Origin of the sequence: Mycobacterium neumannii, from assembly GCF_048452905.1 — a bacterium.
In the GTDB taxonomy this organism is placed as follows: Bacteria; Actinomycetota; Actinomycetes; order Mycobacteriales; family Mycobacteriaceae; genus Mycobacterium; species Mycobacterium neumannii_B.
The window spans coordinates 935385-951474 of the sequence record NZ_JBCGVF010000003.1 but is presented as its reverse complement, the minus strand read 5'-3'; the positions used below and the strand labels follow the sequence as shown (position 1 = coordinate 951474).

The following is a 16090-nucleotide window of genomic DNA, read 5'->3' as shown; positions in this document are numbered from 1 at the left end:
CGGCCAACTAGACTGACCGGGTGACATCAGGATCTCCCCGACCCGTACTGGTTGTCGATTTCGGAGCGCAGTATGCGCAGCTGATCGCCCGACGGGTCCGCGAGGCGCGGGTGTATTCCGAGGTGATCCCGCACACCGCCACTGTCGAGGAGATCAAGGCGCGCGACCCTCAAGCCATTGTGCTTTCCGGAGGGCCCGCGAGTGTCTACGAGGACGGCGCCCCGCAGCTGAACGCGGAGCTGTTCGACCTCGATGTGCCGGTGTTCGGAATCTGCTACGGGTTTCAGGCGATGGCGCAGGTGCTCGGCGGTACCGTCGCGCGGACTGGGACCCGTGAATACGGGCGCACGGAGCTGAAAGTCGCTGGGGGAGAGCTGCATTCGGATCTACCGTCTACCCAGCCGGTATGGATGAGCCACGGCGACGCGGTCACCGAGGCGCCCGACGGCTTCGAGGTGGTGGCCGCCAGCAGCGGTGCTCCGGTCGCGGCGTTCGAGCATCGCGGCCGCCGGTTGGCGGGTGTGCAGTACCACCCGGAGGTGATGCATACGCCGCACGGTCAGCAGGTGCTGAGCCGCTTCCTGCATGAGTTCGCGGGGATCGACTCGACATGGACGCCTGCCAACATCGCCGAAGCGCTCGTCGAGCAGGTCCGTGAGCAGATCGGTGAGGGACGAGCGATCTGCGGGCTGTCAGGTGGCGTGGATTCCGCCGTCGCCGCGGCGCTCGTCCAACGCGCCATCGGAGACCGGTTGACCTGTGTGTTCGTCGACCACGGCTTGCTGCGGGCCGGGGAGCGGGCCCAGGTGCAGCGCGACTTCGTCGCCGCCACGCACGCCAACCTGGTCACCGTCGACGTCGCCGACCGGTTCCTCGAGGCGTTGTCCGGCGTGACGAATCCCGAAGGCAAGCGCAAGATCATCGGACGGGAGTTCATCCGGGCGTTCGAAGGGGCGGTGCGGGGGCTTGTCGAGGGCGGCGGCCCAGACGTTGAATTCCTGGTGCAGGGCACGCTGTATCCCGACGTCGTCGAGTCCGGCGGAGGGTCGGGCACCGCGAACATCAAGAGCCACCACAACGTGGGAGGCCTGCCCGACGACCTCAAGTTCAAGCTCGTCGAGCCGTTGCGGTTGCTGTTCAAAGACGAGGTCCGGGCGGTGGGCCGCGAGCTCGGTCTGCCCGAGGAAATCGTTGCGCGTCAGCCTTTTCCGGGGCCGGGGCTGGGTATCCGGATCGTCGGCGAGGTCACTGCCGCACGGCTGGAGACGCTGCGTCGCGCCGATGCGATCGCGCGCGAGGAACTGACCTCCGCCGGGCTCGACAACCAGATCTGGCAGTGCCCCGTCGTCTTGCTCGCCGACATCCGTTCGGTGGGTGTGCAAGGTGATGGCCGGACCTATGGGCATCCGATCGTGCTGCGCCCGGTCTCCAGTGAGGACGCGATGACCGCCGACTGGACGCGCGTGCCGTACGAAGTCCTCGAACGTATCTCGACCCGCATCACCAATGAGGTGGCGGAGGTCAACCGGGTGGTGCTGGACGTGACGAGTAAGCCGCCGGGCACCATCGAGTGGGAGTAGCTAGGCTTCGGCCTCTTTATCGCCGGGTTCTTTTTCGATGATGTCACCGAGGATCTGACCCACCACCGACTCGATCGTGGACTCGATGGAGAACGCCAGGGTCGCCGACACCGCGGAGACGGCCTGGGTGCGGAACCGCACCAGCATGGTGATCAACTCGGCGATCTCGGTGTCCGGGGGCAGCGGGGCACCCGGATTGATCCGGTGCAGCACCTCGTCGACGCCTGCCTGCACCAGAATCCCGCTGATCTGGTCGATGAGCGGGGCGATGCTGACGTGCAGGTCGATCAGTTTGTCGGTCGCCACCCCGAACTGGCGGATGTCGTTGAACGCCTCGAGCAGCTTGGGTCGCACGATCACGGCCTCACCGTCTTCGAGCTTGATCAAGCCGAGATCGACCATGCGGTCGAAGCCCGGGTCGTCGTTCACGAACCGCTTGGCGTCGACGACGCTCATGCGTTCGGGTTTCTCCGTTGCCCAGGTCCCGGCGATCGCGGACTCCAGCCCTAGCAGGTCGCCGACGTCCTTACCCTCTTCCCAGGCCGACAGCATCTCGCGCACGTGCGCGATGTTGTAGCCGCGGTCGAGCAGCGAGGTGATCAGCCGCAGCCGCGTCAGGTGCGTGTCGTTGAACAGCGCGATCCGACCCACCCGCAGCGGCGGGTGCAACAGGCCGCGGTCTCGGTAAACCCGGATGTTGCGGGTGGTGGTACCCGCCAGCCGTGCGAGTTCCTCGGTGCGGTACTCGCCGGACTCGCCGACCCCGTGGGGTTGGACGGCGGCGTGGAAGAGCTGCGACACCGCCGTCTCGACAACGTCACGCGATCCCCGGCGCACCCGTTTGGGTGCCCGCCGGAGCCCGTTGAGAATCGCTGACATCGGCCCCGCCGGCCGCGGCTCCCGCGACGTCATGTCATGCCGATGTCGTCACCGCGCACAGGTGAGCGTCTCGCTTCACCGCGACATAGTCGTCGAGCCGGAAGTCCCGCATCTGTCGAAGATACTGCGTCGCGAAACCCGGGTACATCGACGCGTTGAACCTGTCGGCGGTGAGATACCAGCTAGTGCAGCCCGACATCCAGGTGGTCCTGGTCAGGCGTTTCTGCAGGCGTTCGTTGTAGCGCTGTTGGATTTCGCGGCGTACGTCCAGGTAGCGCAGGTTCTCGTCGAGGATTGTCGTGATCGCTCGCACCGTGTAGTCGAGTTGGCCCTCGACGTACACCAGGAGCGAGTTGTGCCCGGGGCCCGAGTTCGGCCCGGTCATGAAGAACAGGTTCGGATAGCCGTGGGCGTTGACGCTTTTGTACGCCTGCGCTCCACCTACCCATTCATCGCTCAATGAGCGCCCGCCGATTCCGGTGACCGGGTAGGGCGGACCGGTCAGGTGGACGTCGTAGCCGGTGGCAAACACCACGCAGTCGAGGTGGTGCTCCACACCGTCGCTGGTTCGGATGCCGGCCGGGCTCATGGTGGCGATCGGCCAGTCGATGAGCTTGCAGTTGTCGCGTTGCAGTGCGGGGTAATAGTCGCTGGACATCAACATCCGTTTGCAGCCCGGGGTGAAGTCGGGAGTGAGTTGGCGGCGCAGCCACGGGTCCTTGACCTGCAGCCGTAGATGCGCCTTGCCCAGCTGCGCCACCAGCCCGGTGAGCGGGGTATCCCACACCAGGGCGGTGGCGGTGAGCTCGTGGCCCCAGAACAGCGCCTGACGGACGATCTCCTGTGCGACAGGCACTTTCGCGAACAACGCCTTGGCGGCCGCCGGGGTGCCGATGTCAAGTCGAGGCATGACCCAGCCCGGCGTCCGCTGGAACACTTTGACGAACTCGGCCTGCCTCACCAGCTCGGGCACGATCTGCACCGCGCTGGCCCCGGTGCCGATGACGGCCACCCGCTTGCCGTTGAAGTCATAGTCATGATCCCAGCGCGCGCTGTGGATTCGGTGTCCCTGGTAGGTGTCAAGGCCACGGATGTCGGGCCAGCCGTGATCGGGCAGCGGCCCCGAAGCCAGCACCACGCTGCGGGCGTTGAAACGCTTGCCGCCCCTGGTCTTCACGGTCCAGGTGCCCTCGTCTGCGTCGAAATGCAGGCCGTTGACGTCCACTCCGAACCGGATGCGCCGGCGTAGGTCGAAGTCGTCGACCAGCTGCTCGATGTGCCTGCGAATCTCGCTGCCGGGGGAGTAGGACCGCGACCAGTTCGGGTTCTTCACGAACGAAAAGGAGTACAGCAACGACGGGATATCGCAGGCTACACCGGGATAGGTGTTGTCGCGCCAGGTGCCGCCGACGCGGTCGCTGCGCTCCAGGATGATTACGTCGTCGACTCCGGCCTCGGTCAGTTTGATCGCGGCACCGATACCGGTGAAGCCGGCGCCGACGATCAGCGTGTCGTGGGTCTGCACGGAACCCTCATGCCGCGGGATCATGAGTCACTTCTTTGACCCAACTCGGTACCGACGGCAACAGCGGCCGTGGATACCGGTCGGAGAGCCACACCATGGAGTTGGCGAGCAGGTGGTAGGGGTGGCGCGGGTTGGTGACGACGCCGGCGTAGCGCCGCAGGAACAGATAGGTCGGTACGCGTTTGGTGTGCCCGCCACGGTCGCCGAGTTCCTTGAATCGCTTCACGGCTCGGTAGAGCCGCTCGGGTTCCATGCCCATCGCGGTGATCTCATTCCGGATCCTGTTGATCAGCGGAGCGCCCGTGATCGCGCCGATGATGAGACCGGGCGTCGCGTTGTGCCCCACGAAGTCGATGAGCAGGCGCCGGATCGTGGCGTGTCCGATCATGTCCAGCACCTCGAAGTCGACCACGAGGTGGCGGGATTCGTCGTTGTTGATCTTCTCGAACACGTGGTGGCAGACGGGGTCGTGCACCTCGTCCAGTAGGAACTTGAGCAGCGCGCCGTCAAGGGCGACCTCGAGCATGGGGATAACCGTGCCCAGCAGCGACAACGGCATGTCGTCCGCCCAGCGATCCAACCAGTCGATGGCCAGTCGGATGTTGACATTGGGTTCGGGCACTTCGCCGTCCTCTAGCATGCCCCACCGGTTCATCAGCGCCAGTTCGGCATTGGCGTGCCGCTGTTCCTCGGCGTGGAAGTACCGGTAGATCTCGGCGATCGTTGGTGTCGGCGCTTTCTTGGCCAGCGCCGCGAAACCGCGCGCGCCGATGTTCTCGATCCAGCACAGGTCGGCCATGAAGGCCTTCAGTTGCGGCCGCTGCTCATCGGTGATGAGGTCGGCCCCCGGTGCGTCCCAGTCGATGTCGGCCAGGGCCCACTGGCGGTCCTTGACCTTGGCCAGCATCGCATCCATGTCGATCGCCATCGGATCCTCCTAAGTTGTGACACGGTTGGTCAGACCGGCGGCGCGGGTGTACACCGTCGGAGTGAAACGTTTTATGCCCCAGCTGATCCGAGCGTCAGGTTGCGGCATGCAGTAGAGGCCGCCTCGGTCGAGGGTCTCAAGGCAAGTGCGGGCCACCCGCTGCGGGGAGAAGCCGGTCCACCGCATCAAGCGATCGGCCAGCTCGGTGGACTTGGGCGAGATCCTGCCTGCTCCCACGATGTTGGTCTTGACGAATGTCGGGCACAGCGCTGTCACCTGCACACCGGTTCCGGTCAACTCGGCGGCGAGCGTCTCCGTCAACGACAGCACACCCGCCTTGCTCACGTTGTAAGCCGCCATTCCGGGAGCCGCGCCGAAGGCGGCGGCCGATGCGACGTTGATGATTCCGCCAAAGCCGGCGTCCCGCAGGATAGGTGCGAACACATGACAGCCGTGGACGGGTCCCCACAGGTTGATGTTGAGCACCCAGCGCCAGTCCTCGAGGCTGATGTCACCGATCGGCAGACCACCGGCGCCGACCCCTGCGTTGTTGATCACCACCGTTGGAGGGCCGTCGAACCAGGACTGCGCCGTGTCAGCCAGTGCCGCAACGTCGTCGATGGTCGAGACATCACAGCGCGTCGACATGGCTTGCCCGCCATGGGCGATGATGGCGTCGGCCGTGGCGCGGGCAGACACCTCGTCGATATCGCTGCACACCACTCGACCGCCGCGCTTGGCGAGTTCGACGGCGAAGGCAGCGCCGATGCCACTGCCCGCGCCGGTGATGACCGCGGCCGCGTTGCGCGTGCGCTTAGTGCCGAAAAGCGACATGTGGCTATCCCGCCTGGTCGATGTATCCGTGTTGCAACGCATGTGAGATGAACTCGGCGATTCGCCGGACGGCAGAAGTTGCCTCTGGAGTCAGGCGGGGCAGTGCCTGGAAGACGTGCACCTGGTCCGGCCACACCTCTAGCCGGCAGGCACCGCCCGCGGCGCGCAGACCGTCGGCGAGTGCGATGGCGTCGGCCGCCAGCATCTCGGCGCCGCCCGCCTGGATCAGCGTCGGTGGCAGGGTGCGGCCGGAGGCAACGTTCAGTCGTAGCCGAGGGTGAGCCGAGTCGACGTCCGCGCAGTACAAGTCGACAAGCCGCAGAGCGTCACGGGAGCGGATGGCGGGATCGCGCTGAAGGCGCTCCCGAGTACGGGCGAGCGTGAACGTCAGGTCGAGCACGGGCGAGAGCAACACCAGGGCGGCCGGGTGGGTGGTGTCGGGCTGCAACATCAGGTCGACGGCCAGGTGCCCGCCCGCGGAGTCGCCGGCGATGACTGTGCGATCGGGTGCGAAACCCCGGTCGCGGATCAGCCAGTCCCACCCGGTCCGGACATCCTCTGCGGCAGTGGGGAAGCGGTGCCGCGGCGCGAGTCGATAGTCGACGCAGAAGACGGGCATCCCTGTCAGCCGGGACAGCCATGCGGTGAGGCGGCGGTGGGTGCGCGGTGAGCACAGGGCGTATCCGCTGCCGTGGACGAAGTAGACCACGGTGTCGGTGGGCCTGCGGTGCACCCCTGCGCCATAGACCATCTCGCCGACGATGCGGCGGCCTTCGAAGGTCGTGGTGTCGATCGGATCAACCCGGGTGCCGGCCAGTGACGGTCCGAAGGCGTCCATGATTCGGGCCACGATCTGGCGCGAGAGCCACAGCCCCCATGGTTGGTCGGCTGGGAGCACGGCGCTGATCTGGCGGAGGGTCAGGCTGCTGATTGTGGACGCGCCGCAGGAGCGCAGCGAACCGCGCAAAGGCAAGACGGGCTCTTCGTTGAGCACTGCGTAAGTGCAACATCAATTGGTGACATTTGTCAATGTCAACAATTGGTAATGGCCGGATGCCAGGACGTCAACCGACTGAACCCGCTTGACGCTGTCGGTGGGTGGGTGTTTACTCGGCATATCGAACACACGTTCGAAAAACTGGTGAGGCAGACGATGCGGGAGGTGCTGTTGTGACAGCCGCCGCGAGCCTGGATCAGCGTCAGCTTACCCGTGCTGAACAGGTGGAACACCTGCGTCACAAGATGGCGGCGGTATCCAGCAAGGTGGGCGGCAGCCGTCGTGGAACGGCGCCGACGAACGAGCCGCTTCCGGACTCGGAAACTTTGCTGCCGATGCCCGAATCGCTGGACGGGGTGCTTCCGGCACCGTTGCCGCGCGGGACGGTGGCGGTGGTCTCGGGGGCCAGGTCGCTGCCTCTGAGCATGGTCGCGGCGGTGACGGCGGAGGGCGGGCACGCCGCAATCGTCGGCCAACCCGACGTCGGCCTGCTGGCGGCCGTGGAGATGGGCGCCGACCTGAGCCGGATCGCGGTCATCCCCGAACCAGGCGCCGATCCGGTCGAAGTCGCGGCCGTGCTGATGGACGGTATGGATCTGGTGGTGCTCGGCCTGGGCGGGCGGTCGGTGCCGGCCACCCGCGCGCGAGCGGTGGTGGCTCGGGCCCGCCAGAAGGGCTGCACGCTGCTGGTCACCGGTGGCGACTGGCAGGGGGCGTCGGCCCGGTTGGAGGCCTCGGTGTGCGGCTATGAGATCACCGGACAGGGGCGACCGGGCTTCGGCCGCATCAGCCGGGTCCGGCTGGCCACCCGGGCATGGGGGCGGTCGTTCGGTTCCGTCCGCGCGGTAGGCGGATGAGTGGCCCGCTCTTCCCGCGACTCGTCGCGGTCGCGCGTTCTGGCCATCTGGTGTATGGACTGGCCGGCCGTCGCCGCGGCGGCCGCAGCCGACCTGCCGCAGACCGTCCCGATCGCGGTGACGCTGGCCAACCGGGTCATCGCCTGTTCGGCCTCGGCCCGATCGGCGGGAGTGCGACGCGGGCTGCGTCGCCGGGAAGCCCAAGCCCGGTGCCCCGAACTGCATGTGGTCACCGCCGATCCGGCGCGCGATGCCCGCCACTTCGAAAACGTCACGGTCGCGGTGGACGACTTGGTGCCGCGTGCCGAGGTGTTGCGGCCGGGCCTGCTGGTGCTGCCGGTCCGAGGGGCGGCCCGCTACTTCGGCTCCGAACAGGCCGCCGCTGAGCGATTGGTCGACGCGGTGGCCGCCGCCGGCGCCGAATGTCAGGTGGGAGTCGCCGACCAGTTGCCCACTGCGGTCTTCGCCGCGCGGGCGGGGCGGATCGTCGAGCCCGGACAGGATGCGCTCTTCCTGTCGGCGCTGTCGATCCGCCAGTTGGCCACCGAGCCCAGCCTGGCCGCCCCCGGCCGGGAGGACCTGGCGGACCTGCTGTGGCGCATGGGAATTCGCAACATCGGACAGTTCGCCGCGCTGTCCCGCAGCGATGTGGCCTCGCGGTTCGGGGCCGACGCGGTGGCCGCGCACCAGTTCGCCTGTGGTGAGCCCACCCGTGGTCCGTCCGGCCGGGATCCCGATCCCGACCTCGACGCCGTCATGGACTGCGATCCGCCGATCGACCGGGTGGACGCCGCCGCTTTCGCCGGACGGTCGCTGGCTGCCGACCTGCACCGCACCCTGGCCGCATCAGGTGTGGGATGCACCCGGCTGGCCATCCACGCGCGCACCGCCAATGGTGAAGAGCTGGAACGAGTTTGGCGTTGTGCCGAACCGCTGACCGAGGACGCCACCGCCGACCGGGTGCGCTGGCAGCTCGACGGTTGGCTGAACAGGCGCAACCCCAACGACCGGCCCACCGCGCCCATCACGGTGATCCGGTTGCGCCCGGTGGAGGTGGTGTCGGCCGAAGCACTGCAGCTGCCGCTGTGGGGCGGGTTGGGTGAAGAGGATCGACTGCGCGCCCGTCGCGCGCTGGTGCGTGTGCAGGGCCTGCTCGGGCCGGAGGCGGTGCAGGTCCCGGTGCTCAGCGGCGGTCGAGGCCCTGCCGAGCGCATCACGTTAACCCCACTTGGGGATGAGCAGGTGCCGCGGGCCGATCCGCGTCAGCCGTGGCCGGGCCAGCTGCCCGAACCGTCGCCGACCGTGCTGCTCGACGATCCGGTCGAGTTGTTCGACGCCGACGGCCGTCCGGTGCGGGTGACCGCTCGTGGCCTGTTCTCCACCGATCCCGCGCGGTTGGACGCGCCGGGCAAGGCCGTCAAGGCGGGCAGATTGACCTGGTGGGCGGGACCGTGGCCGGTTGACGAACGGTGGTGGGATCCGGAGGGCCGCAAAGCCGGCCGCACCGCCCGTGCGCAGGTGTTGCTCGACGACGGGTCCTTACGCGAGACCCAGCCGGGGCAGGCCTTGCTGCTGTGTTACCGGCAGCGGCGGTGGTACGTCGAAGGGATTTATGAATGACGACCGCGTGAGGGGGTACCCGTGCGTCGATGACCGCCATACCGCCCGACCCAGAACCGTCCAACACACCGGACCTCGAACCCGGTGGTGGAGTGCCGCCGGGGTCGACACCCCCCGACTCCGACCAGATCTCCGGTGTGGGTGCCGTCGAGTCGCGACCGCGGCACCGGTGGACACCGACAGCCGTCGTCAGCGTCATCGCGCTCGCGATCTTTCTGCTGTTGTTCCTGGCCGTCGTGGTGTCGGTGATCCTCTAACCGTTCAGCCGTCGCGCGAACGCGCCGACGCGCGCGATGAACCGGTCGAAGAACGCTCCCGGGTCGACGTCAACGCCGATGAGTGCGTTGGGTTCCCGGCCCCACCGGTTGCTCCAGTCGGCGATGGTCATGCCGCGGGTCAGTGTGCCCGTCAACTCGACGTCGACGGTGGTCGGCCGGTACGTGACGAGGTCCGGGTCCAGCGCCACCGCCGCGGCCAGCGGATCGTGCAGATGTGCCAGATAACCCTCGCCCTGGTCGAAATGGAACTCGAAGTAGAACCGCATCGCGTCCTCCAGCACCGCGATAAGCGGGTTGTCCGACGCCGACCGGGTGCCGCGGTCGTCGGACACGCTCATCGCCACCGACTCCGCTCCGGCCTCCTCCGCCAGCCGGTTCAACAGGGCGGGTGTCATCGCGATGTGCTCGGTCAGGTTCAGGCCCAACAAGATTGGGAGGTGCGCGGATTTCTCGGCTCCCCACGCGGTCGTCCATCCCGTGAACACCTCGGCGGCGGCTTCCGGGTCCACGCTGATGTTCCATTCGGCGACCGGGGTCGTGTTACCGCGGTAGTCGAACGCACCACCCATGATGACCAGCCGGCGCAGCAGCGTGGGAAGGGCGGGTTCGGAGCGAAGCGCCAGCGCGAGATTGGTCAGTGGGCCGACGGCGATCGCGATCAGATCGCCGGGATGGGCGTGAGCGGCGCGCACCCATGCCTCGGCGGCGTCGTACTCGGTGAGCCCGCGCTCGGCGGCGGGCAGCTGCGCGTACCCCATCCCCTCTGGACCGTGGGTGTCCTCTGCGGTACGCAGCGGCGAGCTGACGGGCTGCTCGGACCCTTTCGACACGGGGATCTCCGGCATTCGGCACAGGTCCAGCAGACCGAGGTTGTTGCGACAAACCTGTTGTACCGGAACATTTCCCGCCGTCGATGCGATACCGACGACCTCGGCGTCGTCACTGGCGAACAGGTATGCCAACGCCATCGCGTCGTCAACGCCGGTGTCGACGTCGACGAAGACGGGCTGGCTCACTCCGCCAACGATAGGGATCCGCGGTTACCAGTGCACACCCGGTACCAGGCGCACCGCGGACTTCACCGGCCGCGGAACTCGCACGGGCCGGGCGGGCCGCTTGGGGCGTCGCGCGGTGAGCGAGGCCGACGGGGGTGTCGGTACGCCCCGGGCCGCAGCCGAGTCGGGATACCCGAGATAGAGCTGGTGCAGGATCCGCCGCGACAGCTTCGGCGTGAGGTAGTTGCCGAAGTCGGCGAGCGTGCCCAGTGGTGTATCGATCCGGGCCGGCTTGTCGATCAGCGCACGCACCACCATCGCCGCGGCGTGCTCGGCGCTGATCGCTGGAACGGGATTGAGCCGGCGCGACGGGACGATCATCGGAGTGCGCACCAACGGCATGTGGATGGTGGTGAACGTGATGTGATCGGAAAGCGTCTCGGTCGCGACCACGTCGGCGAACGCGTCGAGGGCAGCCTTCGTCGGGAGGTAGGAGCTGTACTTCGGGTTGCGTGCCTGCACTCCGGCACTGGACACGTTGACCACGTGACCGAAGCGCCTTTCGCGCCAATGCGGGAGCAGCGCAAGGACCATCCGCACCGCGCCGAAGTAGTTGACGGCCATCACCCGCTCGTAGTCGTGCAGGCGGTCGGTGGAGGCGATCACCGAACGGCGGATCGATCGGCCCGCGTTGTTCACCAGATAGTCGACGTGGTCGAACCGGCCGAGGATGTCCTTGACGGTGATCTCCACCGACGTCGAGTCGGTGACGTCACAGGTGAACGCGTGCGCATGCCCGCCGTCGGCGCGGATCTCGGCCACCAGTTCGTCGAGCGCATCGGCGTTGCGCGCCAACGCGAATACGGTCGCGCCACGTTCGGCGATGGCCATGGCCGAAGCCCGGCCGATCCCGCTCGATGCGCCGGTGACGATCACGTGCCTGCCGATCAGCGGACCGCGGGGATCATCGCGGTGCGCACGGTCCGGGTCGAGATGTTCGGCCCAGTAGCGCCACAGCACCGGCGCGTAGTCGATGAATGCGGGAGGCTCGATTCCTGTGCCGCGTAAAGCTCGTGAGGTGCGCTCGGCGGTGAACGTCGGCATCAGGTCAACGACGTCGAGTATCTCGGCGGGCAGGCCGAGTTGGGTGGCCACCATGTTGCGCACCACCTTCACGCGGCCGGTGGCCCTCAGCAGGGGCGTCGCCGTGGAACGGGGCAGCGACATGTGCAGCGGTGGAAGCCCGGCGGTCTTGACCATGGCGCGGTAGATGCCGCGCAGCCCAATCGATTTCGGTGCCGTTAGGTGGAACGTCTCACCGTCGCGGTCGGGCAGGTGCATGAGAGCGACGAGAGCGTCAGCCACATAATCGACCGGCACGAGGTTGGTTCGGCCGGTGTCGGGAAGGGCGATCGGCGCGATCGACGGTAACTTGGCCAATTTCGCGAGCACCGGGAAGAAGTAGTACGGGCCGTCGATCTTGTCCATTTCGCCGGTGTTCGAATCGCCCACTACGACGGCAGGCCGGTACACGCGGTACCGCAAACCGGGGGCCGTGCGGACCAGCTGTTCAGCCTCGAACTTGGTCCGGTGATACGGGGTGGGCAGGTCCTGGCCGACGTCGAAGTCGTCCTCGGTGAACTCGCCGCGGAAGGTGCCTGCGACGGCGATCGACGACACGTGGTGCAGCGTCGCGTCGAGCCGCAACGCCATGCTGGCCACCGCGCGGGTGCCGTCGACGTTGGCGGCACGTTGGTCGGCGTCGGAGGCGGTGATGTCGTAGACGGCGCCACAGTGCACAACGTGATCGGCGGCGCCGATGTCGGTGAGGTCGTCGGGCGTGAGTCCAAGGTGCGGTTCTCCGAGGTCGCCGATCAGGGGTTTCACGCGTTCACCCCAGTTGGCGGCCAGGTGCTCGAATCGCGACAGCGAGCCCCGGCGGACGAGGATCACCACCTCGGCGTCGTCGCTGCGGGCCAACAACCGCGTCACGACCCGTCTACCGATAAACCCGGTACCGCCGGTAACGACATAGCGCATGCGAGCCATCGTGGACCCCCGCGGGCGAGACGTCAATGCGGATATCGTTCGAGGTATGCCTCTCGACCCCAACGCCATCGGCGCCAAGACCGACCCGCGACTGTTCGAATGGACCGACCGCGACACGCTGCTGTACGCGCTGGGCGTCGGCGCGGGCACCGCTGATCTGGCGTTCACCACCGAGAACAGTCACGGCATCGAGCAACAGGTGCTGCCGACCTATGCGGTGATCGCCTGCCTGCCGTTCGCGGCGGTCGGCCTGGTCGGCTCGTTCAACTTCGCGATGCTGCTGCACGGTTCGCAGGGGATCCGGCTGCACGAACCGCTGAAACCGGCGGGCAAGCTCAGCGTCGTGGCCGAGGTCGCCGACATCCAGGACAAGGGTGAGGGCAAGAACGCGATCGTCATGCTCAAGGCGACCGGTACGGATCCCGATACGTCGAAGGTCGTCGCCGAGACCTTCACCACCGCGGTCATCCGCGGTGAGGGCGGCTTCGGCGGCCAACCAGGGCAGCGGCCCGCCGCTCCGGAGATACCCGACCGCGAGCCCGATGCCCGAATTGCTCTGCCCACGCGCGAAGATCAAGCGCTGATCTACCGGCTGTCGGGCGATCGCAACCCGCTGCACAGCGATCCGTGGTTCGCCCGGGAACTGGCCGGCTTCCCGAAGCCGATCCTGCACGGGCTGTGCACCTACGGAGTCGCGGGTCGCGCCCTGGTCGCCGAACTCGGCGGTGGTGACGCGACGAAGGTCAGCGCGATCGACGCCCGGTTCACCTCGCCGGTGTTCCCCGGGGAGACGCTGACCACCTCGATCTGGCGGACCGAGGCTGGTCGCGCGGCGTTCCGCACCGAGGCTGCCGAACCCGACGGTTCGAACTCGCGCCTCGTTCTCGAGGACGGTGCCGCCGAGTTTCGCGACTGACGCGCATTTGGTCGATCCACGGGCGACCGGCGCTCCAGGTTGAAAGGATGATCGACCATGAGGCTCGTCGTTGGATACCTGGCCACTCCCGGCGGTGCGGATGCGCTGGCGCTCGGTGTGCGGTTCGCCCGAACCCTCGGCGCCGACCTCGATCTGTGCATGGTGCTGCCGCCGGACCGGGTGACGCCATCGATCAAGCCGGTCGGCGACTTCGAGAAGCACCTCGTCGCGCAGGCCGAACAGTGGTTGGAGGAGGCTCGCGCATCGGTGCCCGACGACATCGTCGTGCGCAGCCACGTCCGCGTCGACGACTCGCCCGCTGATGCGCTGATCCAGGAAGCGGCGCGCGTCGAGGCCGACATGATCGTCGTCGGCGGATCGGGTGGCCTGGTCGCCAGCTACTCCCTGGGATCGACCGTCAACGGGCTGTTGCACTCTGCTCCGTTACCGGTGGCCGTGGCGCCCCGGGGGACGAGACACTCGCCCGTCGACCGCGCACGCGAAGCGACATGTGCGATCGGCGAGCGAGAAGGCGCAGATGTGTTGCTGGACATCGCTGTTCAATACAGTCGGGTGGCGGGGACGCCGCTGCGTCTGGTATCCCTGGTGGCCCTGGACCCCACGTTTGGGACACTGCGCGGCGACGGTGACGCGGTACGAGAGCATGCTCTCGCTCATGCACGCCACGTCCACGAGTTGGCGAAATCCGAGCTACCGCAAGATTTCCCGGTGACCTCGATGATCGTAGAAGGTCGGACGATCGAGGAGGCTGTGGGCAAGCTGGACTGGCAGGACGGAGACCTGATCATGGTCGGGTCGAGCCGGCTCAGCGCGCCACGGCGTCTGTTCCTCGGCTCGAAGGCGGCCAAGATGCTGCGGGTGCTCGACGTCCCCATGGTGGTGGTGCCGCGCGAACAACTCGGCCCCGACGACTTGCCCTAGAACGGCGGAGGTCTGTTGCGCTCGTCGGCGTACGGCTGGTTGCGTCGACGCTCCGCTTCGATGGCGTCGGCGCGGCTCTGCTCGCGGGGTCGCTTGCGGCGGGGCATCTTCAAGCACCGGACCGCGTCGTCGAGTAGGTCGACGCTGGGGTCGACGACCGCGGGGGCGGTCGGCCGGCACAGCGACGGGAACAGCAGCCTGCTGCCGGGATGGGTCGTGTACTTCTGGCCGCCTGGGGAGAGCCAGTCGACGGTGCCGTCAGGATGCTGTCGGTCCCGCCATCCTAGGAACGTCTTACAGAGGTGATGAGTTCGGCACAGGCATTTGAGGTTTGACGCCTGTGTGGCACCCCGTGGATGGGGGATGGTGTGGTCGATGTCGCACTGGGTGGCCGGCTTGTCGCAGTTCGGGAAACGACAGGTTAGATCGCGGCAGCGGACGAACCATGCCAGTGCCGCCGAGGGAATACGTCGCTTCTCCGGAGCGGCATCACCGGGATGTCTCACGGGTCGACGCCTGGCGACGGCCAGCTTGGCGGCCACGATCGGTGCCGGCACCACTCGGCGGCCCATCACATACCCCGGACCCGTCGCAGCAGGACCGGCCAGCGTGGGATCGTCGGGCTCGACCGCCTCGGCAGGTTTCTCCCCATCCAATTCGACTGGGGTCTCATCTCTGAGCGTGTCCTCGCTCGCCACGACGTGCACCACCACGTTGCTGGCTGTGAGACCCCCAGCGGGGCACTCGTTCGAACCGCACGCACACGGCAACCCTTGGGCGCCGCTGACCGCCGCGGCCAGGGCGTCGCCGCGGCGCTGCTCTTGAGTGCGGGGATCGTTTTCGCACACCGTCGCGGCGAAAGCATCGAGGCGTTGGTCGATCAACTCGCCGTCGTGGGCGTAAACCGTCGCCTCGATGTAGGCAACACCCGTGCCGTTGCCGCTGTCCCTGACATCGACGTAGCGGCTGCGCGAGCTGTTCTCGGCGCGGCGCACCGCGGCGGGATCGAAGCGGTCGATCCAGTAGTCGATCTTGGTGTGCAACTTCATCAACGACAGCGTCGTCCACTCCTCGACGTTCCCGGCGATCGCGGCGTCGACTCCAGCCAGCGCGTCGTCGTCTTGGACCAAACGGGTACGCGACACGATTGCGGCGACCTCGCGGTACGAGATGGCGCCGGTCATGAACACAGCGTTAACGCCGGGGAAGCGGTCACGCAGGGCTACCGCGATCGCCAGCTGGGACGCGGCTAATCCCAGCGACACATGCTGGGTTGGGGCGATCTCGGCGGCGACGGCGGCGTAGTTGTCGAGGATCCATTGGTCGCGCTCGGCCGAGCCGTCGGCGGCGTACATCCGATCCAAGACATCGGCCGCCGCCGAGAGCCGGCGCGCGCAGGCGGCGTTCTCGATGCGCGCCCACGCACCGGCCGCTCCGGCACCGCTAGTGCCGTGGGCCGCTTCGACCAGCTGTTCGAACATACTAGCGAATTTAGCCACTGGGGCAGACGCGGATCGGCCGCCGGCGCACTCCGTCGCCCAACCTGTGGATGAATCTGGTCTTGGGGATAATGTGCGCTCGCAAGACTTGCGCGTAGGTGGATTCGTTGCCTCGCGTAACCGGGCGCGCTGCGCCAACGTCAACCCGATCCGCCAGGCGTACGCGCGGATTTCTGATGAGTCAACGCGGT

The 16090-nt window shown here is 67.4% G+C and carries 14 protein-coding genes; 6 read left to right on the top strand and 8 right to left on the bottom strand.

The features are described 5' to 3' along the window. Positions 1-20: 20 nt before the first annotated feature. Positions 21-1580, top strand: coding sequence for a glutamine-hydrolyzing GMP synthase (guaA, locus tag AAHH99_RS10865; protein ID WP_418768638.1), 1560 nt, complete (start codon positions 21-23; stop codon positions 1578-1580). On the opposite strand, the gene AAHH99_RS10860 is transcribed toward guaA, so the two are convergent. From AAHH99_RS10860 to AAHH99_RS10840, 5 genes are read right to left on the bottom strand one after another with little or no spacing between them, the layout of a single operon-like run. Continuing rightward, positions 1581-2459, bottom strand: a complete 879-nt coding sequence (locus AAHH99_RS10860) for a MerR family transcriptional regulator (protein ID WP_418768637.1) — start codon at positions 2457-2459, stop codon at positions 1581-1583. 34 nt (positions 2460-2493) lie between these two features. Next, entirely contained in the window at positions 2494-4008 is a 1515-nt protein-coding gene (locus AAHH99_RS10855; RefSeq protein ID WP_418768636.1) for a flavin-containing monooxygenase, read from the bottom strand. Continuing rightward, a complete protein-coding gene (locus tag AAHH99_RS10850) occupies positions 3992-4912 on the bottom strand; it encodes a ferritin-like domain-containing protein (protein WP_418768635.1) in 921 nt (306 codons plus the stop codon). The genes AAHH99_RS10855 and AAHH99_RS10850 overlap by 17 nt, the downstream gene beginning before the upstream one ends. Positions 4913-4921: 9 nt before the next feature. Then, a complete protein-coding gene (locus AAHH99_RS10845; protein WP_418768634.1) occupies positions 4922-5746 on the bottom strand; it encodes an SDR family NAD(P)-dependent oxidoreductase in 825 nt (274 codons plus the stop codon). A gap of 4 nt (positions 5747-5750) precedes the next feature. After that, entirely contained in the window at positions 5751-6740 is a 990-nt protein-coding gene (locus AAHH99_RS10840; RefSeq protein ID WP_418768633.1) for an alpha/beta hydrolase, read from the bottom strand. Between the two features lie 176 nt (positions 6741-6916). Between AAHH99_RS10840 and AAHH99_RS10835 the strand changes: the two genes are divergently transcribed. From AAHH99_RS10835 to AAHH99_RS10825, 3 genes are read left to right on the top strand one after another with little or no spacing between them, the layout of a single operon-like run. Next, entirely contained in the window at positions 6917-7600 is a 684-nt protein-coding gene (locus tag AAHH99_RS10835; RefSeq protein ID WP_418768632.1) for a hypothetical protein, read from the top strand. Positions 7601-7654: 54 nt separating this feature from the next. Beyond that, positions 7655-9220 carry a DNA polymerase Y family protein gene (locus AAHH99_RS10830; RefSeq protein WP_418768631.1) on the top strand — a complete coding sequence of 522 codons (1566 nt, stop codon included), beginning with the start codon at positions 7655-7657 and terminating at the stop codon, positions 9218-9220. 29 nt (positions 9221-9249) lie between these two features. Continuing rightward, the gene (locus tag AAHH99_RS10825) at positions 9250-9477 is read left to right on the top strand and encodes a DUF6480 family protein (RefSeq protein ID WP_064394324.1); all 228 of its coding nucleotides are present in this window, start codon (positions 9250-9252) and stop codon (positions 9475-9477) included. Here AAHH99_RS10825 and AAHH99_RS10820 read toward each other — a convergent pair. After that, positions 9474-10514: a nucleoside hydrolase gene (locus AAHH99_RS10820; protein WP_418768630.1), complete on the bottom strand. Its 1041-nt coding sequence runs from the start codon at positions 10512-10514 to the stop codon at positions 9474-9476. The two genes, AAHH99_RS10825 and AAHH99_RS10820, sit on opposite strands and share 4 nt — an antisense overlap. A gap of 24 nt (positions 10515-10538) precedes the next feature. After that, on the bottom strand, positions 10539-12533 hold the full coding sequence (locus tag AAHH99_RS10815) for an SDR family oxidoreductase (RefSeq protein WP_418768629.1): 1995 nt from the start codon (positions 12531-12533) through the stop codon (positions 10539-10541). Between the two features lie 55 nt (positions 12534-12588). Here AAHH99_RS10815 and AAHH99_RS10810 point away from each other — a divergent pair, with 55 nt between their 5' ends. Continuing rightward, positions 12589-13458 (top strand): MaoC/PaaZ C-terminal domain-containing protein, encoded by an 870-nt coding sequence (locus AAHH99_RS10810; RefSeq protein ID WP_418768628.1) that lies wholly within the window; start codon positions 12589-12591, stop codon positions 13456-13458. A gap of 57 nt (positions 13459-13515) precedes the next feature. After that, on the top strand, positions 13516-14400 hold the full coding sequence (locus AAHH99_RS10805) for a universal stress protein (protein ID WP_418768627.1): 885 nt from the start codon (positions 13516-13518) through the stop codon (positions 14398-14400). Here the strand turns inward: AAHH99_RS10805 and AAHH99_RS10800 are convergent. Beyond that, on the bottom strand, positions 14397-15881 hold the full coding sequence (locus AAHH99_RS10800; protein WP_418768626.1) for a DUF222 domain-containing protein: 1485 nt from the start codon (positions 15879-15881) through the stop codon (positions 14397-14399). The genes AAHH99_RS10805 and AAHH99_RS10800 overlap by 4 nt on opposite strands. Positions 15882-16090: the final 209 nt, after the last annotated feature.